Below are 17,556 nucleotides of genomic sequence, written 5' to 3' on the forward strand. Positions count from 1 at the left end.
GCTTGTTGGTATCCATTGTCATGCCAGCGAACACCGGCCCGAACTCCGGCGTGTTGCGACAAAACCCCGCCCAGGCAATCAACGGTTCATCCTTGACCGAAAACCAGGCCCGCGTCTTTTTCCCGGGCTCGCCTTCGGGATTTGCAAAGTGGGTGATAGGAATGAGACAGCGGTAGCGCGGTTCGACGACGAGGCGTTCCCACATTGGGTTGGTGAGGTCCGCGACGAGACCAATGCGACTCGGTGGCCCGCCATTCAGACGCGTCTCTTTCGTATGCCGCGGGAAGCCCCAGGGCATCGCTTTGAGCACCCGACGCCCATCGTTCTCAAAGACGACCAGCCCTGCGGTACCCTCGATGGTCTCTGGTGGCACGGTAATCGCCGCCGCCTCATCGACGCCAAAATGTGTTGCGATCTCCCCGGCCGTTCGGACGACTGCAAAAAGCCTCGACATGGCTGACCTCATCATTACTTTCTCATGCGGCGTACCGTATCATAAGAACATTACCAGAACAAACCGCCTGTTTCCGCCAAGCTCAATAAATGTGAGTCCGGAAGCAAGCTCAGATGTCGAGGTCGATCCAAACCGGGGCGTGGTCGCTCGTGTGCGGAAGCGCCCGTACTGACTTGTCAACACCGGCGGCCCTGAGCGTCTTTGCCAGGCCAGGGCTCAACAGAAAATGATCGATCCGCAATCCGGCGTCACGGGCAAAGGCATTTCGAAAATACTTCCAGAATGTGTAGATCCGCTCATTCGGATGGAGGTGCCGCACCGCATCGGTCCAGCCTTGCTCGACGAGTGCGGCATAGGCTGACTTTACTTCCGGTCGGAACAGCGCGTCATCGCGCCACCGTTCAGGTTTGTAGACATCGAGGTCGGTCGGCATCACATTGAAGTCGCCGACGAGAGCGACTGGAATGTCTAGTTCGAGCAGTTCCGCGGCATAGTCGTGCAACCGTTCGAACCAGCGAAGCTTGTAGTCGAACTTCGGTCCGGGCGCGGGATTACCGTTTGGTAGATAGAGGCAACCGATAATAACGCCGTCGATTGCCGCCTCGATGTAGCGACTGTGCGTGTCATCCGGATCGCCGGGCAGGCCACGCCGCGTTTCGAGCGGATCCTGCTCACGCGCTAGAATGGCCACTCCATTCCAGGATTTCTGGCCATGCCAGATTGCGCCGTAGCCGGCGCGCTCAAGTTCTCGACGTGGAAACTTGTTGTCGGGGGCTTTCAGTTCCTGCAGGCACACGACATCTGGTGCCGCCTCACCAAGCCAGCGCAGCAGCACGTCGAGACGGCCGTTGATGCCGTTGACATTGTAGGTGGCGAGTTTCATCTGACATTAGCGCTTGCGATCGCCTTTACCACCTTGGCCCGGCTGGGCGTCATTCTTCGCATCGTGACGCGCATCGGCCGACAGAGATCGCGAGACATCGACGCTTTCCTTGAACTTGCCATCTTCATCGCGACGGATATAGCGTTTGTCGGGACCGGTATCGATCAGTTCACGCTTGTTCATGGCAGGACTCCCTTGAGGTTGTTCCTCCTAGAAACGCGCGTGAACGCCAAAAGATGCATGCGAATCAAGACGCTAATCGGCGACTCGCAATGCGAGCGGCCGCTGCCAGCTAAGTCATTGAAAATGATTCATTTTGACTCGGAACGATTCGCCCGCTGATTCGGTTGAATCGCATTGGTTGCGTCAGGAGTATCGGGGTCATGGTTAGCCCAAGAGCGAACTGGAAAGGCTTCATCAAGTTCGGAGAGGTCTCCTGCCCTGTGGCGCTCTATACGGCCGCTTCCTCGTCGGAGCGGATCGCATTCAACACGCTCAACCGGAAAACAGGAAACCGGGTCAAACGCGAGTTTGTCGATAGCGAGACTGGCAGGCCTGTCGAGCGCGACGACCAGGTCAAGGGCTATGAGATCGACAACGGCAGGTATATCGTCCTGGAGCCGGATGAAGTCGCCGCAGCCGTGCCCGAGAGCAACAAGACGCTGAACATCGAAGCCTATATCCCCTGCTCACAGATCGACACGACCTACTTCGACAAGCCCTACTATCTGGCGCCGGACAAGATGGGGTCGGATGCCTTCGTGCTTCTGCGCGATGGCATGAAAAACGAAAAGGTCGCAGCCATCGCCCGGACGGTTCTCTTCCGCCGCATGCGCACCGTTCTCATTCGCCCACACGGCAAAGGCCTTATCGCCAACACGCTCAACTTCGATTATGAGGTCCGCTCGTCGGCGAAAGCCTTCGAGGACATGCCCGACCTCAAGATCGAAGGCGAAATGCTGGAACTTGCCGAACACATCATCGGCACCAAGAAGGGTAGTTTCGACGCGAGCACGTTCGACGACCGCTATGAGGCTGCCGTCGCCGAACTCGTGAAAGCCAAGATCGAGGGCCGTTCGCTGCCGAAGAGGAAGGCACCGGTGGCCTCGAAACCCAGCGACCTTCTGCAGGCGCTGCGCGAAAGCGCTGGCCTCGGTGCAAACGAGGCCCAACCCAAACGCACTGCTGCAAACGTCAACAAGGGCGCCGTTCGCCAGAAAGCTGCAAAGCCTGTGGCAAAGCCCAAGGCCGCCGCGGCGACGCGCCGGGCCGGCTGATCGAAGGAGTTCGCCATGGCAGTTCGTCCCTATTGGAAAGGCTATCTCAAGCTCTCGCTGGTCACGTGTCCGGTGCAGATGATGCCGGCGACCTCCGAGAACGAGAAGGTCCGTTTCCATACTCTCAATCGCGAGACTCAAAACCGCGTCGTCAGCCACTACGTCGATTCCGTCACCGGCAAAGAGGTCAAGGAAGAGGACGAAGTCAAAGGCTATCAGCGCGGTGAGGACGAATACATCATCCTGGAAGACGAGGAGCTCGAGAATGTCGCGCTAGACAGCACCAAGACGATCGATATCTCGACCTTCACGCCGCGCGACAGCATCGAATGGGTCTGGCTCGATACACCCTACTATCTCTCCCCCAACGATCCGGTCGGTCAGGAGGCCTTCTCCGTCATCCGCGATGCGATGGCATCGCAGAACATGGTCGGCATTTCTCAGCTGGTCATCACCCGTCGTGAACGCGCCGTCATGATCGAGCCACGCGGCAAAGGTATCGTTCTCTGGACTTTGCGCTATGGTGACGAGGTCCGGGATGAAGAAACCTATTTCGAGGGCATTGGCGATGAAAAGGCAGATTCCGACATGATGCCGCTCATCCAGCAACTGATCAAAAAGCAGACCCAGGACTGGACGCCGAAGCTGGTCATTGACCCCGTGCAGGATCGGCTTCTCGACATCATCAATACGAAAAAGAAGGCGCTCAAGAAGCCGTCGAAGAGCACGACCAAGGCTCCCGCCTCGTCACCGACACCCAACAACGTCGTCAACATCATGGATGCTTTGCGCAAGTCGGTCGCTGCGGAAAGCCGGTCCGGTAAATGAGCAGACGTGCCAAACCGCTGCTCCAGGATGACCAGGTCGCCAAGTCTCAGCCACGCCGGCGGCGCGATCCAGCCCAGCCGAACCTGCCGTTCGATCCGATGCCTGATCGTATCGAGCCATGCCTGGCGCTGTTGAAGACAACAGCGCCGGTCGGTCCGGACTGGGCCTATGAGGTGAAGTGGGACGGTTATCGGCTGGCGATCCATATCGAGCCGAAGGGGGTTCGCATCATCACGCGCGGCGGCCATGACTGGACGCACCGGTTTCCGGCAATCGCAGACGCAGCCAAGAATCTGGGTGTCGGGACAGCCATTCTGGATGGCGAGGCGGTGGTGCTCGACGAGCAGGGCCGATCGGATTTCGGGGCTCTGCAGCGATCACTGGGCGGACGCGGCGGCAAGCGGACATCGACGGAATCCATCCTCTATGCCTTTGACCTCCTCTATTTCGACGGCCACGATCTGACGGGGACGGAGCTCTCTGTGAGACGACATCTGCTCGAAGATCTGCTCGCCGGCGCCGGCGGCGCGATCCAACTGTCCGAGGAGGTCAGCGGCGACGGCACCAAGCTCCTGGAGCATGCCTGCACCATCGGGCTGGAAGGTATCATCGCCAAGCATCGCGACAGCACCTATCGATCGGGCCGCACCGGTGATTGGCTGAAGATCAAATGCGTGCAGAGCGAGAGCTTCATGATAGTCGGCTATGAGCAGTCGGCGTCGGCCCGCGGCGGCCTCGGCAGCTTGCTGCTTGCCGGCCGAAACGGGAATGATTGGGTTTACGTCGGGTCGGTCGGAACCGGGTTCAACGCAAAGGATGCCGAGTACCTGCGCAAGACGCTCGACAAGCTCAAGACAAAACAGCCGGTCGTGCCGCTCAAAGGAAAGAACCTGGTATTCGCGCAGCCGACGCTGATTGCCGAGATCGATTTCCGCGGCTGGACCCACGACGGCAGTCTGCGCCACGCATCCTACAAGGGCCTTCGCGAGGTTCAGGATAATGCCGCCGTCTTTGACATGAGCGAACGGCACGCCAGCTAAAATGAGCAGGGCGCTCGACCCTTGCGGGGAGCGCCCTGTCAGACCCGGACAACCGCACGCGACAGACAAGCTGCTCGGTAAGCGGTCATCAAAACGGGTAGTGGGCGATAGGTGATAGCTGGCTCCGGGAAATTCAAGCCCTGCCCAAGCAATCAGCGCTCACGGCTCATCAATCCGTTCGAGTTCGAAGAAGTAAATGCGATCATCTCCCTGGGTCGTCATCGCTCCCATGATCCTGCGATCATCTATCCTGCGGAAGTGATCGACAATGGGCTGGTCGTCATAGACCATCGCGGCACTCGCCACGCCGTGAAATGACATGGTTTTCAGGGACGCCACGGGGCCTTTGGCCCGGAACCCGCGCTGAAGATGCGAAAACAGGTTCTTCGCGACATTCATCCTACCAGTGGAAACTTGAGCATGTAGTACTCATGGGTGTTGTGCCGATGCGGCTTCAGATGAGTGCCTGCGGCGATCTCGAACTCGGAGACATATTCTAAATACGCCCCTTCGGTCATGACCCGCATCGACTCCTTGAGGACCATGAAATAGGTCTTGCAGCTTCCGCCGTGCTTGTTCGTCGGCTCGATCTGGCTCTTCATCCCTTCCATTCGGTATCCTTGGGTTCGGTGAATTACTGGGCGAGATAGCCGCCGTCGACAACAAGCTCACTGCCGGTGACGAACGAGGAGTCGTCGCTCGCCAGGAAGAGGCAGCATTGAGCGACTTCCTCCGGAGTGCCCATCCGACCCATAGGCGTATTCCCGATGATGCCGTTGTTCATTTCCTCAGACTGGGCCGTGACAAGCGGAGTGCGAATGAGACCGGGATGCACGGAATTCACGCGCACGTTGTCGGGAGCATAAGACACGGCGGCGTTCTTGGTCATGTTGCGGACGCCGCCCTTCGCGGCGTTGTAGGCTGCGGCACCAGGCACACCGACATTCCCCCAGATCGAGGAGAAGTTGATGATCGATCCCGAACGGGCCTTGCGCATCGCGGGCAGCACCGCCTGCATACCCAGGAACGATCCGGTCAGATTGACGCCGATCACTTTATTCCAATCCGCGAGGCCGGTGTCGAGTATCTTCCCATAATTGAGGACGATCCCGGCGTTGTTTACGAGGATGTCGATCCGGCCGTGAGCCTGGAGCGTGAAGTCGACGACGGCCTTCCAATTGGTCTCGTCGGAGACATCCAAGTCTTGGTTTACAACGCCGGCGAGAGCTACTGGCTGCTGCTTGACGTCTCCAGCGATAACCTGCGCGCCCTCAGCCGCGAACAGTTCGGCGACGGCGCGCCCGATGCCCTGAGCCGCTCCGGTCACGATCGCCACTTTGCCTTGAAGTCTACCCATGCTTTTCCTCCTCAGTGATGTATCCTTGGAGCGCCGGAGCGCTAAGTCTGGTCGGCGAGTAAACATCGGCCATCCGGATGAGTATCTTCGGATGCTCGTTTCCCGTCTTGGTGAGTTCCTCGAAATCTTCTGTGGCTGCAGCGTCCTGCGTCACACGGTCCGTCACGATCTTTGGTTCATGCCTTGTCGAGTTCTTCGAGAAGGGCTTCGAAGCCCGGCATCAGGCGCGACATGATTTCGTCGCCCTCGAGCTTGTCGAGCACGTCGGAGAAGATTTCGGGACCGACGCTTTCGATATGCCCGGCGTCCTTGAGGATTTTCAGGATTTCGAGGTTCGGGATTTCGCCCTGGCCGATCGGCACCCGATAGGAAAGGCAGTCGCGTTTCATCGATCGACCCGGCGGGCAGACAAGGGGACCGTCGGCAATCTGGACGGTGTCGAACGTTCCGACCGGAATCTCCATGAGAAGCGCATCGTTGCGCCCGCCGCGGACATAGTGCCAGGTGTCGAAGATGATGCCGCTGTTCTTCCGGCCAGCGTCTCGGACGATCGTCCAAACCTCGTCTACGGTCTTCAGACCCCAGAGTGGCATGGCTTCGATCAGGCACTTGAGACCGTTCTCCGCGGCGCGGTCGCACATCGCCGCGTAATGGCCGGTCAGTTCGTCGAGGGTGTAACGACCCTCCGGAAAGCTCCCGATCAGGTGGATGCGGTCGACCTGCAGGGCCTCGGCGATCCGGAAGAACTCGTCGGGCGTCGTGTCGAGATAGGGCTTGATGTCGGGGTCTTCGCCGGGGGTAAGGCCATCGGGGACCCAGCTCGTCAGCGGGTCCAGGTAGCTCAGCCTGACGCCGTTGTCGGAGGCGATCGAACGGATGTCCTTATCCGACAGGCCGCCTGCGCGGGTGTTTTTGTAGTCCATCGGAGAAGTGCTGAGCCAGCCAAAGCCGTTCTTCGCAGCGAGCTCGACGCGCTTCCGATAGGGCACGCTGCGGACCTGGGACAGCCACAGCATCCGCTTTTCGGTGGGGTATTTCATCGTGTCTTCCTCGGACGTCACTTGAACTGGGCCATGGTGGTTTCGAACGAACACTTCGCCTGCTCGGCGAGCGGCAGCTTGCGATAGGTCTCGCTGATGATCTCGACACCCCAGGGACCTTCGTAGCCGGCATTCTGGACGGCCTCGATGAACTCCTTAGGCTTCAGCACGCCTTCGCCCGGTAGGCGGCGATGATAGATAGTGTCTTCCCACAGGAGGCCTTTCACATCGGCGTCGGCGTCGTCCAGCTCGATAGAGCCGATGAAGCGGGACGGAATCTTCTCGATGTCCTTGTAGGGAATGCCGCCGCGGGCCATGTGCCAGATGTCGATGAGCAAGCCACCGTTGGGCTGATCGGCACCTTCCACGATCGCGCGTGCCACTTCCAGCGTCCGGACATTGGAGAAGGGCATGATCTCCATGACGACCCTGACGCCGTACTTGGCGGCGTCTCGGCAGACTCCGGCGAACGCTTCGCACATGCGGTCGACGTCGGGCGTCATTTCCGCTTCGGTCGGTGCATACAGATCGCTTCCGAGGCCGGGAGCTATCTTGAGATTGCGGACGCCGAGACCCTGCGCCACCTCGAGCATCTCCGTCCGCATGACGTCCGACTTCGCCCGGCGCTCGCCGTCCAAATACCAGCCGGAGAGAAACTCGTACTCGAGGTATTTGATGTCGTTGTCATCGACGATCCGCTTCATTTCCTTGAGGCCGATCTGGGCGGCCGTCGCCTGGACATCGGCGTGGATAAGGCCCATGCCCTTGTAGCCTACCTTGGCGGCCGCCTCGACGCGATCCTTGAAGGGGATCGGACTGATTTCGGTCGGACCGAACGGATAGACGTCGCCTCCGAGTGTGAAGAACGCCGCCAGCAACTCGATGCCGTTTTTCCCAGTCATTTCCATTACTCTCCTGACGACATCGCGCCGTCTGCGTTTTAGATGACCCTTTCTACACTGAAGCTCTGGCGCAATAAATCACGCGCCAGAGATCAACATTGTAGCATAAGGATATACAATGAGCGGGCCTAGATGGAGCGGATGCTGCCGCCGTCCACGCCCCAAACCGACGACGTGACGAAGCTGGCGAGGTCGGACGCAAGGAAGACAATCACGTTGGCGACCTCTTCGGGCGTCCCAAGACGTTCAAGCGGAAGCTGCCGCAGCTTCATCTCATGCTCGACAGCCGCCTGCGGCTCCATCTTGTGGAACGCGCCCATCGTCTCGGCGAAGCCGCCCGGCTTGGTCCAGAACGGAGTCCAGATCGGTCCCGGCGCGACCGCGTTGACCCGCACGGCCTTACCCTCGGCACGTGCGAGGCCTTTGGTCAAGGCGAGCACGGCAGCCTTCGACGCCGAGTAGTCGATCGGGACGGGTTCGGGCTGACGGGCGAGATCGGAAGCGTTGTTGACGATGACCCCTTTCCGCTCGCGGAGGATCGGAAGCAGCTTCCGCGTCGCCCTGACATAGCTCATGAAATTAAGGGAGAAGGTCTTTTCCCATTCCTCGTCGGTCAACTGGTCGAAGGTGCGGATCGCACCCGAACCGACATTGTTCACGAGCACGTCGACCGCGCCGCCGGTCGCCGTGAGTAATTCGTCCAGGCCCGCCGATACGCCGGCTCCCGTGGACAGGTCTGCCTTTGCGGTATAGGCCGTTCCGCCCGCGGCGGCGACTTCGGCCTTCGCCTCAGCCATGGCATTCTCGTCGATGTCCACGAGGCCCAACGTCGCACCTTCCCGTGCGAACGCCACCGCGGTCGCACGACCGATGCCGTTGGCGGCACCCGTGATGAAGACAATTTTACCCTTCAGTCCAGTTTCCATTTCTCTCTCCCTTGGGATCGTTTGAATATCGGGGGCGCGTCAGACCGAAGCGCCTTCCTCCCCGGTTCGGAAATCAAAGCTCGTGGTCAGCCCGCCATCGGCGACCAAGTCAGCGCCCAACACTGCCGTCGAGCCGCTCGACAACAGGAACATCGCCGCCTGCGCGACTTCTCGGGCCTCCAGAATGCGGCCGCCCGGCTGGCGCGCTGATCTGGTCGCAAGAAACTTGTCGCTATCGGTGGCGGATTCAAGGTGGCGCTTGAAGAGGCCGGCCAACATGGGCCCAGGGCTGAGAACATTGACGCGGACGCCACTTCGGGAGTGGTCGACCGCGACCGTGCGGGCCAACTGCCGCACCGCTGCTTTCGTGGCGTTGTAGATGCTAAGTTGCTGTTCCGCCAAAGTGGCGTTGACGCTGGCGACAGCCACGATCGCCCCATCATGGGCCTTGATCATCAGCGGCAGCAGGGATTTGATCGCCAGGGCAGTGCCCACGACGTTCACGTTGAGCGCCCGGGAGATGATCGCAGGTGTGGCCTCCAAGATAGTGCCGACGTCTAGGATGGCTGCAGATGTCACAAGGCCGATGCGCTTCGCGCCAGAAGACCTCAGATCGGCGACGACCGTCTCCCAGGTCGCCTCTCCGGCGACATCCCCAGCAACATGGTGATACCCCGCGAGCGCGGCCAGGTCGTCCTGAGCGGTGGCGATATCGACGCCGACCGTGGCCACTCCCGCCTCAACGAGAAGGCTGCAAAGTTCATGGCCAAGGCCAGACGACGCTCCGGTCACTACGACGGTGTCGGGAAGTTCGAAGGTGAGTTGCGGCATCGTCATTTCTCCTTGGCGGCGAGCACGAAGTCCCAGTCGACCGACCAGAACGAGCCTTCAAAGCCGAGTTCGTTGGCCCGTGCGGGATCGGTCACCTTGTCGAAGTCTGCTATGAGCGAGTCCTTCACGCCGAAGACTGAGTCCTCGGCGAGGTATTGGCAGTCGGGCGTGAAGATGTGGGTGATGACCGGGTCATAGCCGGGGGCGGTCACGATGAAGTGGATATGCGCGGCTCGGTTGGGATGCCTGCCAAGGTGACCCAGCAGTTTGCCCACCGGACCATCGTCTGGGATTGGGTAGTAACGGGGTTTGACCGCCCGGTACCAGTAAGTGCCGTCGCTTTCCGTGGTGAAAACGCCGCGGAGGTTCCAGTCGGGCTGCACGTCCTTCTGCTGCACGTCATAGAACCCGTCATCGTTGGTCTGCCAGACGTCGACGAGCGCGCCGGCGATCGAATTGCCATCGGTGTCGACGACATGTCCGCGCACGACCATCGGCTCTCCCTTGCCGTCCAGGCAAATGTTGGTCCCGTTGGCGTAACGCGGCGCAGCAGGAACATAGAACGGTCCCAGGATCGTGTTCTCCGTCGCACCGTTGGGGCGACGATGGTTGATGGAATCGACCAACATCGAGACGCCAAGAGTGTCGGAGAGCAGGATGAACTCCTGACGCCAATCCGAACACATCTGCCCGACCTCGGTGAGGAATTTGATGCCCTGAAGCCATTCCTCGTGCGAGGGCTCGATTTCCTTGATCGCGGCGTGGAGGTGCTTCACCAGGACGGACATGACCTCGCGAAGGCGCGGATCGACGTCCGGACCCATTCTCGCGTTCACGACATCGACCGAGGTCTCCTCCGCGAAATACGGATATTTTGGCTTCGACCCTTCGGCTTTGCTCATCTCAGACATTATCTATCCTCCTCGGCCCGAATTGCTCGCCATCAAATGGCCGGAGCGTCGCCCGCATAGGCGCGGGCGATCAGCGCGCGGATGCCGTCGCGCTCCAATGGTTGGGGGTTCCAGTACGGGTTGGCCAGGGCGCGTTCGGTCGACACGTCGACACCGTGTTCCGGCATGCCGATCTCTCGCAGGGACCTCGGTGCTCCGATCCGTCCAGCGAGTTCGAAAAGCGCCGCAGCGGGGTCCCGATGACCCAGCACGTCTCGGAGCTTTTCCATCACTTCGGGGATGGCGGGTGCGTTGTAGGCAAGCGCATGCGGCAGGACCACCGTGTGGGTCTCCGCATGTGGCAAATCGAACGAGCCGCCCAGCGTGTGGCAGAGCTTGTGATGGAGGGCCATACCGACCGCACCCAAACAGATGCCGCAAAGCCATGCTCCGTAGAGTGCGTCTGCGCGCGCCTCGCGATCGGACGGATCGTCGTGGATCAGCGGCAGCGAGCGCGCCAAGGCCCGGATCGCCTCCAGCGCCATCAGGGAGACCACCGGGTTCCTCTCCTTCGCATACAGTGCCTCGACCGCGTGAGCGATCGCGTTCATGCCGCTGGTGCCCGACATGCCGACAGGCAGCGTGAGCGTGAGGTCCACGTCGTAGATGACGACCTCAGGAAGAATCTTCGGGCTGCTCTGCGTGACCTTCTGCCCGTCCTTGGTCTCGCCAAGGATCGGTGTCATTTCTGACCCGGCGTAAGTGGTCGGAGCAACGATCTGAGGCAGGTCGGTCCGCAGCGCGATCGCCTTGGCCAAACCAGTCGTCGATCCACCGCCGACCGCGATCAGACCGTCGACCTTCTTGTCGGCCACGACCCTCATCGCGTCCTCCGTCACGTCGAGGGGCGTATGCATCGTGGCGCGCGAATAGACCCCGACCGAGCTCGTGCCGAGAAGCCCTGAGAGTTTCTCCGCATCCCCGGCCTGCGGCGGCGTCGCCAGGACCAAGACACGCTTCAGCCCGAGGCGGTCGACTTCCGCCGGAAGCTGGGCCAGCGTTCCCGACCCGAAAATCACTCTGGCCGGCTGGCCGTTATAGACGAAAGACTGCATGTCGGTTCCTCGAATTCCGGTCCTCCATCGGACCGGACCCCCTGCGTTCCTAGCGATTGTCGACGCGCTTCAAGAACGCGTTGATGTCCACTTGCCGCCAGACATTGGCATGGGCGAACGGGTCGTTGTTGTTGAACGCGATCACGTCGTCGATCTGCTCGGCCTCGAAGACGAAGAGCGAGCCGATCATGGTCTCGCCGTCGTCGGCGACGAGCGGTCCGGAGATGACGGTCTTCACCGTGCCAGCGGAGAGGTATGCCTTGTGGGCGTCGTAGTTCGCCAGGCGGCGTGGGAGGCCGTCTTCATAATCGAGGCAATGAACCGCAAAGAGCATGGTCTTTTCCCTTCTTCGTTTTCGCATTCCCTCGAACGTCAATCTTGAGGGAGCGGGGGCGGCTTGAATGCCGCCACCGTGTCCGTTTCGATTACTTTCCGTTGGCCGGGTAGCAATCTTTCACGTTGTCCTTCGTAACAATCTCATGCGGCAGGAAGCGGGTCTTCTCGACCGTCTTTCCATCAAGTACGTCGGCGACGGCCTGGGCGGCATAGACACCGTCGTCGATTGGCGACTGGAGGACGCTAGCGTACTGCGTGCCGTTCTCGATGGCGGTGATGCCTTCGATGCTGCAGTTCGAACCGACGAGCACGAGCTTGGTCGGGTCCATGCCAGCGCGCTGCGCAGCGACGATTACGCCCGCGAGCATATTGTCGGCTTGGGCATAGACGCCCTTGATCTTGTCGCCATACTGAGTGAAGAGAGCCGCAGCGGCCTCGGTCGCCTTGGTCTGGTCCCAGTTGCCCGGTTGCGCACCTGCAATCTTGATCCCGGTCGCGTCGCCCTCGAGGACCTTGGTGAAGCCGTCGAGACGCTGAATCTGGGGAGGCGTGCCCGGAACACCGAACACGACAAACACCTCGTCGCTGCTGCCGTAGCCCTTGTCCTTAAATCCCTGGATCATCGCCTTGCCAGCGGACTCGCCGTTGCCGATGTCGTTCGGGCCCGTAAAGACATTCCAATATTCGGAATACTTCTGGTCCGGCAGGGAGTTGGTCACGACGAGGGGAATGCCCGCGTTCTTGATCTTGCGGAGCGAGGGCACGATGGCACTCGCGTCGGCGGGCCACAGGACGATTGCGTCCGGCTTCTGGCCGATCGCCTGGTCGACTTGCGAGGCCTGTTCGGCGGCGTCGAAGTTGTTGATCTTCACTTCCACCTCGATACCGAGCTTCTTGGCCTCCTCCTTGAATGCGGTCTGGTGAAGCGAGCAGTAAGAGCACTCTTCCGAGACCGTCAGAAGAATGATCTTGGAACCTTTCGCGGCGGCGTTCGCATCGACGGCTCCAAGGAGCGGCGCGGCCATCGTCGCCAACACGGTCGCGGCAAACAGTTTCGACATCAGCTTTTTCATGTCATTCCTCCCGTAGGGCAGTTTCACCTGTTAGCCGCTGGTGATGGAGCGGATTCCTTCAGGCCGTGGCGGTCAGGCCGCCGGACCGATCGATGAATGTGGATGACGCCTCGCTCGCGCGGCCCGGTATGTGTTGATCAACTCCCGTGCCAATCGTCCGTCCAGGAGCACGACGGTCAGAAGCACCACGCCGTTGGTGAACAGGATGCCGGAAGCATTGGACCCGAGCAGGCTCAGGCCGTTGTTGAGGACGCATAGAATGAAGACCCCGACCATGACGCCGATCGGTCCGCCAATGCCGCCCGCCAGGGCGACACCGCCGATGATCGCGGCTGAAGCCGCCTGGAGTGTGATGTTCGCGCCCATCTGGGCGGAGGCGGTCGCGAGGCTCAGCGAGAGGAGCGAGCCGGCCAGAGCGGCGCAGACGCCGGAGAGGCAGAACACGACCACCAAGGAGACGCCCAGACGCGCGCCGCTGGCGGTGGCGACGTGGCGCTTGCTGCCGGTCGCGATTATGTCGCGCCCGATGCGGGTGTGACGCATGATAGCAAAGGCGAGAACGAAGGCCAGGAACGTGATGACGCTACGAACCGACATCACCGCCATGAAGGGATCGTCGAGAAACGCGCCCGCGTCGAAGTTATCGGTGCTGACGACCCGTCCGTCGGCTATCCAAAATGCCATTCCGGCGAGCGCCATCATCGTTCCCACTGTGACGACGAGCGATGAAATGCGGAGCCATGTGAAGATCACGGAGTTGATCAGGCCGACCAACGCGCCGAAGGCGACAGCACAGCCGACCCCTACGAGAACGCTGGATTCTCCCGTCTTCAAGGTGATGAGGCCGCCGACCGCCACCATCGAACCGACGCTCAGGTCGAACTCTCCGGCGATCATGGTGAGTGACAGACCCAAGGTCACGAGACCGAGGAGCGCGAAAGATTGCAGCAGAGCGTAGAGATTCTGGGGGCTTGTGAAGGTTGGCGTCGTGATGGCGAACGCGAACATGATGACGATCAGAAGAAGCGCGCGTCCGATCAGCGGGACACCGCCGAAACGGCGCAGCATCCGATCCCGGGGGTTTGTGACGACTGTCATCGGGATTTTCCTCCCACGAGCGCGCCGAAGATCACGGCCGCGATCACGACCAAGCCCTTCACCGCGAGTTGAACTTCGAACGGCAGTCCCTTCACCAATAGGATGTTGCTGACGACTGAAAGGAAGACCGCGCCCCATGCGGCGTCCAGGATTTTGCCCCGGCCGCCCTTGATCGACACCCCGCCGACCAAGACCGCGGCAATGGCGTCGAAATCCAGGCCTGCGCCGAGCTTGAGATTTCCTTGGGCCGCCTGCGAAGCGAACATCGAACCCGAAAGCGACGCGGCGACAGACGCCACCAGGAAAGCGATCAGCAGCGTCCTCGCGATCCGCAGCCCCGCGATGGCGGCGGCGTCCCTGTTCATTCCGATGAGGCGGAGCTCCCTGCCAAAGCGGGTGCGCTCCACGACGACCTCGGCCGCCACCGCGAGGACGATGAAGAACATCACCTGGTTGGGTAGAACGCCAACGAACCGACCGATGCCGAGCCAGGACGCGTCGCCCTGGCCAACGATCGTCAGGCCGCCGGAAAAGTATGCGCCGACGCCCATGATGATCGACGAGATCGCGATGGTAGCGATGATCGGGTTCGCGCCCGTCACGCCGACGGCGACACCCTGGATAAGACCGATGCCAGCGCCGACCAAAACAACGATCAAGAGCGTCGGGAACAAACCCAAATGGAGAACCGACGCAAAAATCACGGTGGACACCGCCGCGATGGCACCCATCGACAGCATGAAGAGATTGCCGCTCATTGTGACGAAGGCCATGCCGATGGCGGCGACGCCAACCGCGGCGACTGAGAACATCATGGCGTTGACGTTCGTCATCGAGAGGAAGTTGGGAATGGTCGCCCAACCCCAAAGAAGAAGAGCGACCGTCACCAGCTTCACTGTGGTCGCCTGGACCCGGTCAGCCCGGAACGGCACTTGAAGCCATTCCGCTGCTGGGCCGGTCTTGTTTACATTGGATGGATTGGTGAGCGGAGTCGTCATCGTAGTCATGCCGGTTCTTCGTTCGCTTCAGCCCGAGGGCCATGGAGGATGTCGGTGAGCACGTCGTCGATGCTCGCCCCGGCGGTCGCCCGGTCGGACACAATGGCTCCGCGGAAAACCGTGATCACCCTGTCGGCCAGTTCGTGGACTTCTTCGATGTCGGTGGTGAAGAAGAGGATCGACATTCCCGAAGACGCTAGCTCCCGGAGCTGCTTGTAGATTTCGGTGCGCGCGCCGATGTCCACGCCGCGAGTGGGTTCGTTCAGCACAAGTATTTTCGGTTCGAGAGCAACTGCCTTGGCCAGGGAAACCTTCTGTTGGTTGCCGCCGCTCAAGGTGGAGACTTCATGGGGAAGCCGCCTGATGTCGATCTGGAATCGCCCCGCAAGTTCCTTTGCCTTCGCCTTTGCCAGTCCGGTCCTGATGAAGCCGAGCTTCGTCACACGGTCTAGGATTGAGGACGTGATGTTGATTTCTATTGGAGCGTCGAGGAACACACCCTTGCCCGCCCGGTCCTCTGAGACGTAGGCAATGCGGGCGTTCATCGCGTCGGCCACCGAGCGGACTTCGACGAGCCGGCCATCGACTTCAATCTTTCCCAGATATGTTTTCCGGAGCCCGGCTATCGCCTCGATGACTGCGTCAGCGCCGGAGCCCAACTGACCGACGACTGCCAGGACCTCACCCTTATCGAGAACCAGATCGATGGGATCGAACCGACCCGCGACCGAGAAGGACTTGGTGGCGAGCCGGACCTCGCCCGAGGAGGCCGCAGGGGTCTCCCCGATTGCATGTCTGCTGGCGACTTCGCGCCCGATCATGGACTGCACCAATTCGTCCGTGGTGAAAGCGGCAGTCGCCTTGGTCACGATGCGCTCGCCATTGCGGAACACGGTGACCCGGTCGGTGAGCTCGAAGACCTCTGGAAGCCTGTGGCTGATGAACACGATCGTCGAGCCCTGGTCCCGCAGCCATCTGACGGCCGTGAACACGCGGCGTATCTCGCTGTCGGACAGAGTCGCTGTCGGTTCATCGAGGATGAGGATGCGGGCTCCCCGTGACACACCCCGTGCGATCTCGATCAGTTGCTGCTCAGCGAGGCCAAGCTCGCGAGCGGGTTGATCGAGATCGACGTGGGAGAGCCCGATATCGTCAAGTTGACGACGAATGGCGACGCGGTAGCGACTCCGGAAGAGGAACTCGCCGATCGACTGGTCGCCCATAAGAACGTTGTCGAGCACCGAGAGGTCTGGAATGATCGACAGCTCCTGATGGACGATGGAGATCAGCCGGGGATCAGTTCTCCGACCCGCCTTGAGGGCGACGCCATCGACTGTGATCTCTCCTTCCGTCGGAGCGACAAGGCCTCCCAGGATTTTGACCAACGTCGATTTTCCAGCGCCGTTTTCCCCGCAAAGCCCGTGAATTTCGCCCGGCATCAGATCGAAGTCGACATTCTTCAGAGCGACGACGCCGCCGTAGGTTTTGCGGAGGCCTAGCACGTTCAGGACCGGCGCGAGCTTGAGGTCTTGGGACTGTGTCATCATTTGGGTCATCGGTTCCTCCGCCTCCAGTCCTCAGTCGGCGCTTAAATGCGCGCCGGCGCTTTTGAGGGGGGAGTAGTCGACCTGGTGTCGGGCGATCCGGACGTCTTTCAGGGAATCCCGGACCCGCAGATGCGCGGGATGCGTGGCGTACCCCTCCAGGGAGGCTTCGTCCTTGAACTCGGAATAAAGCACGACATCGCAGGCATAATCGACGCGCGAGAAATCGATGCCGACCTCAAGGAACACCAGACCGGGGATTTCCCCCAGGAGACTCTCGAACTTGGATTTGAGGTCGAGGGCAGCAGCCTGCTTTTCCTCGACGCTTTCTCCACGGACGTCCCACATGACGATATGCTTGATCATGGATCTACTTCTTGATTTTTGAGTTTCGGACTGCCGGAGGACCGGCTGGGTTGAGGTCTTGGGAAATCACGTTTCCCGACTGCAGGGGCGCTCGGCGCCTGCTTGGGCAGGCGCATCGTGGCCGACCCGGCAAACCAAATTGAAGCTCATGAAATCCTCCCAACGGCTGTTTCCTCCGCCGTGGGTCTAAGCTTAACTTCCTGAACTTCGGGAAAAAGACCTCGCAAAGGGAAACACTTTCCCACTTCTCACAAAAACAAACCGGCTCTGACGCCGGTTGATTTTCATTGTCTTGGATTACTGATTGAGCCGTCAGGTCATCGGTTTGCAGTCGAGGAACGACCTTAGACGAGGTGTCATGAAGTCCAGGAATGCGCGAACACGCTGCGGCAGTCTCTCGCCGCCAAGGAAAATGGCGTGCAGGTCCTCGGTGTCGCCCGCGACCTAGTCGGCCAGGACCTCGACGAGCGCGCCCGACAGCAACTCTTCTCGAATATGAAAGTCGCCGAGCTGCCCTAGACCATCGCCTACGTCGTACTGAATTTCAATTCACGTCATTTTGAAGCTTTGACGCCGCCACCATCGATGTCTGATTGGA

At 60.6% G+C, this 17,556-nt stretch carries 20 protein-coding genes and 1 pseudogene; 3 read left to right on the plus strand and 18 right to left on the minus strand.

Annotated elements, in window-relative coordinates; genetic code table 11:
- The 3 genes from AC1D06_RS28720 to AC1D06_RS28730 all read right to left on the minus strand — a co-directional run.
- A partial coding sequence (locus AC1D06_RS28720; RefSeq protein ID WP_477989267.1) for an SOS response-associated peptidase family protein occupies window positions 1–454 on the minus strand: 454 nt, incomplete at its 3' end.
- A 109-nt stretch (window positions 455–563) separates the two neighbouring features.
- Window positions 564–1,337, minus strand: coding sequence for an exodeoxyribonuclease III (gene xth, locus AC1D06_RS28725; RefSeq protein WP_477989269.1), 774 nt, complete (start codon window positions 1,335–1,337; stop codon window positions 564–566).
- A 6-nt stretch (window positions 1,338–1,343) separates the two neighbouring features.
- The gene (locus AC1D06_RS28730; RefSeq protein WP_477989271.1) at window positions 1,344–1,520 is read right to left on the minus strand and encodes a hypothetical protein; all 177 of its coding nucleotides are present in this window, start codon (window positions 1,518–1,520) and stop codon (window positions 1,344–1,346) included.
- A 200-nt stretch (window positions 1,521–1,720) separates the two neighbouring features.
- On the opposite strand from AC1D06_RS28730, the gene ku (AC1D06_RS28735) reads away from it, so the two are divergent.
- From ku (AC1D06_RS28735) to ligD, 3 genes are read left to right on the plus strand one after another with little or no spacing between them, the layout of a single operon-like run.
- The gene (gene ku, locus AC1D06_RS28735) at window positions 1,721–2,614 is read left to right on the plus strand and encodes a non-homologous end joining protein Ku (protein ID WP_477989273.1); all 894 of its coding nucleotides are present in this window, start codon (window positions 1,721–1,723) and stop codon (window positions 2,612–2,614) included.
- 15 nt (window positions 2,615–2,629) lie between these two features.
- Entirely contained in the window at window positions 2,630–3,442 is an 813-nt protein-coding gene (ku, locus tag AC1D06_RS28740; RefSeq protein WP_477989274.1) for a non-homologous end joining protein Ku, read from the plus strand.
- Window positions 3,439–4,482, plus strand: a complete 1,044-nt coding sequence (ligD, locus tag AC1D06_RS28745; protein WP_477989275.1) for a non-homologous end-joining DNA ligase — start codon at window positions 3,439–3,441, stop codon at window positions 4,480–4,482. The genes ku (AC1D06_RS28740) and ligD overlap by 4 nt, the downstream gene beginning before the upstream one ends.
- Window positions 4,483–4,641: 159 nt before the next feature.
- Here ligD and AC1D06_RS28750 read toward each other — a convergent pair.
- The 15 genes and pseudogenes from AC1D06_RS28750 to AC1D06_RS28820 all read right to left on the minus strand — a co-directional run.
- Window positions 4,642–4,887, minus strand: a pseudogene (locus AC1D06_RS28750) (DUF4334 domain-containing protein); the annotation flags it as partial.
- Window positions 4,878–5,093 (minus strand): hypothetical protein, encoded by a 216-nt coding sequence (locus AC1D06_RS28755; protein WP_477989276.1) that lies wholly within the window; start codon window positions 5,091–5,093, stop codon window positions 4,878–4,880. The gene AC1D06_RS28755 and the pseudogene AC1D06_RS28750, both read right to left, overlap by 10 nt.
- 23 nt (window positions 5,094–5,116) lie before the next feature.
- Window positions 5,117–5,839: an SDR family NAD(P)-dependent oxidoreductase gene (locus AC1D06_RS28760; RefSeq protein ID WP_477989277.1), complete on the minus strand. Its 723-nt coding sequence runs from the start codon at window positions 5,837–5,839 to the stop codon at window positions 5,117–5,119.
- 176 nt (window positions 5,840–6,015) lie between these two features.
- Window positions 6,016–6,879 (minus strand): sugar phosphate isomerase/epimerase family protein, encoded by an 864-nt coding sequence (locus tag AC1D06_RS28765; RefSeq protein ID WP_477989278.1) that lies wholly within the window; start codon window positions 6,877–6,879, stop codon window positions 6,016–6,018.
- A 17-nt stretch (window positions 6,880–6,896) separates the two neighbouring features.
- On the minus strand, window positions 6,897–7,781 hold the full coding sequence (locus AC1D06_RS28770) for a sugar phosphate isomerase/epimerase family protein (protein ID WP_477989279.1): 885 nt from the start codon (window positions 7,779–7,781) through the stop codon (window positions 6,897–6,899).
- A gap of 128 nt (window positions 7,782–7,909) precedes the next feature.
- Window positions 7,910–8,707, minus strand: coding sequence for an SDR family NAD(P)-dependent oxidoreductase (locus AC1D06_RS28775; RefSeq protein ID WP_477989280.1), 798 nt, complete (start codon window positions 8,705–8,707; stop codon window positions 7,910–7,912).
- A gap of 39 nt (window positions 8,708–8,746) precedes the next feature.
- Window positions 8,747–9,538 carry an SDR family NAD(P)-dependent oxidoreductase gene (locus AC1D06_RS28780; RefSeq protein ID WP_477989281.1) on the minus strand — a complete coding sequence of 264 codons (792 nt, stop codon included), beginning with the start codon at window positions 9,536–9,538 and terminating at the stop codon, window positions 8,747–8,749.
- A 2-nt stretch (window positions 9,539–9,540) separates the two neighbouring features.
- Window positions 9,541–10,452, minus strand: a complete 912-nt coding sequence (locus AC1D06_RS28785) for an intradiol ring-cleavage dioxygenase (RefSeq protein ID WP_477989323.1) — start codon at window positions 10,450–10,452, stop codon at window positions 9,541–9,543.
- 29 nt (window positions 10,453–10,481) lie between these two features.
- Entirely contained in the window at window positions 10,482–11,543 is a 1,062-nt protein-coding gene (locus tag AC1D06_RS28790) for a maleylacetate reductase (RefSeq protein ID WP_477989282.1), read from the minus strand.
- A gap of 49 nt (window positions 11,544–11,592) precedes the next feature.
- Entirely contained in the window at window positions 11,593–11,877 is a 285-nt protein-coding gene (locus tag AC1D06_RS28795; RefSeq protein ID WP_477989283.1) for a YciI family protein, read from the minus strand.
- 91 nt (window positions 11,878–11,968) lie between these two features.
- The gene (locus tag AC1D06_RS28800) at window positions 11,969–12,952 is read right to left on the minus strand and encodes a sugar ABC transporter substrate-binding protein (protein ID WP_477989286.1); all 984 of its coding nucleotides are present in this window, start codon (window positions 12,950–12,952) and stop codon (window positions 11,969–11,971) included.
- A gap of 72 nt (window positions 12,953–13,024) precedes the next feature.
- The gene (locus AC1D06_RS28805) at window positions 13,025–14,050 is read right to left on the minus strand and encodes an ABC transporter permease (RefSeq protein ID WP_477989287.1); all 1,026 of its coding nucleotides are present in this window, start codon (window positions 14,048–14,050) and stop codon (window positions 13,025–13,027) included.
- Window positions 14,047–14,946, minus strand: coding sequence for an ABC transporter permease (locus AC1D06_RS28810; RefSeq protein ID WP_477989288.1), 900 nt, complete (start codon window positions 14,944–14,946; stop codon window positions 14,047–14,049). The genes AC1D06_RS28805 and AC1D06_RS28810 overlap by 4 nt, the downstream gene beginning before the upstream one ends.
- Before the next feature lie 107 nt (window positions 14,947–15,053).
- Complete coding sequence (locus tag AC1D06_RS28815; RefSeq protein WP_477989289.1) at window positions 15,054–16,604, minus strand: sugar ABC transporter ATP-binding protein; 1,551 nt, start codon at window positions 16,602–16,604, stop codon at window positions 15,054–15,056.
- A 21-nt stretch (window positions 16,605–16,625) separates the two neighbouring features.
- Window positions 16,626–16,958, minus strand: coding sequence for a Dabb family protein (locus tag AC1D06_RS28820; RefSeq protein WP_477989290.1), 333 nt, complete (start codon window positions 16,956–16,958; stop codon window positions 16,626–16,628).
- Window positions 16,959–17,556: the final 598 nt, after the last annotated feature.

The sequence above is a fragment of the Rhizobium sp. P2_G2 genome, assembly GCF_056403555.1.

Bases quoted from the DNA above. Each gene is read 5' to 3' on its own strand.
- xth (WP_477989269.1), bottom strand. From the start codon at position 1,337: ATGAAACTCGCCACCTACAATGTCAACGGCATCAACGGCCGTCTCGAC.
- AC1D06_RS28730 (WP_477989271.1), bottom strand. From the start codon at position 1,520: ATGAACAAGCGTGAACTGATCGATACCGGTCCCGACAAACGCTATATC.
- ku (WP_477989273.1), top strand. From the start codon at position 1,721: ATGGTTAGCCCAAGAGCGAACTGGAAAGGCTTCATCAAGTTCGGAGAG.
- ku (WP_477989274.1), top strand. From the start codon at position 2,630: ATGGCAGTTCGTCCCTATTGGAAAGGCTATCTCAAGCTCTCGCTGGTC.
- ligD (WP_477989275.1), top strand. From the start codon at position 3,439: ATGAGCAGACGTGCCAAACCGCTGCTCCAGGATGACCAGGTCGCCAAG.
- AC1D06_RS28755 (WP_477989276.1), bottom strand. From the start codon at position 5,093: ATGGAAGGGATGAAGAGCCAGATCGAGCCGACGAACAAGCACGGCGGA.
- AC1D06_RS28760 (WP_477989277.1), bottom strand. From the start codon at position 5,839: ATGGGTAGACTTCAAGGCAAAGTGGCGATCGTGACCGGAGCGGCTCAG.
- AC1D06_RS28765 (WP_477989278.1), bottom strand. From the start codon at position 6,879: ATGAAATACCCCACCGAAAAGCGGATGCTGTGGCTGTCCCAGGTCCGC.
- AC1D06_RS28770 (WP_477989279.1), bottom strand. From the start codon at position 7,781: ATGACTGGGAAAAACGGCATCGAGTTGCTGGCGGCGTTCTTCACACTC.
- AC1D06_RS28775 (WP_477989280.1), bottom strand. From the start codon at position 8,707: ATGGAAACTGGACTGAAGGGTAAAATTGTCTTCATCACGGGTGCCGCC.
- AC1D06_RS28780 (WP_477989281.1), bottom strand. From the start codon at position 9,538: ATGCCGCAACTCACCTTCGAACTTCCCGACACCGTCGTAGTGACCGGA.
- AC1D06_RS28790 (WP_477989282.1), bottom strand. From the start codon at position 11,543: ATGCAGTCTTTCGTCTATAACGGCCAGCCGGCCAGAGTGATTTTCGGG.
- AC1D06_RS28795 (WP_477989283.1), bottom strand. From the start codon at position 11,877: ATGCTCTTTGCGGTTCATTGCCTCGATTATGAAGACGGCCTCCCACGC.
- AC1D06_RS28800 (WP_477989286.1), bottom strand. From the start codon at position 12,952: ATGAAAAAGCTGATGTCGAAACTGTTTGCCGCGACCGTGTTGGCGACG.
- AC1D06_RS28805 (WP_477989287.1), bottom strand. From the start codon at position 14,050: ATGACAGTCGTCACAAACCCCCGGGATCGGATGCTGCGCCGTTTCGGC.
- AC1D06_RS28815 (WP_477989289.1), bottom strand. From the start codon at position 16,604: ATGACCCAAATGATGACACAGTCCCAAGACCTCAAGCTCGCGCCGGTC.
- AC1D06_RS28820 (WP_477989290.1), bottom strand. From the start codon at position 16,958: ATGATCAAGCATATCGTCATGTGGGACGTCCGTGGAGAAAGCGTCGAG.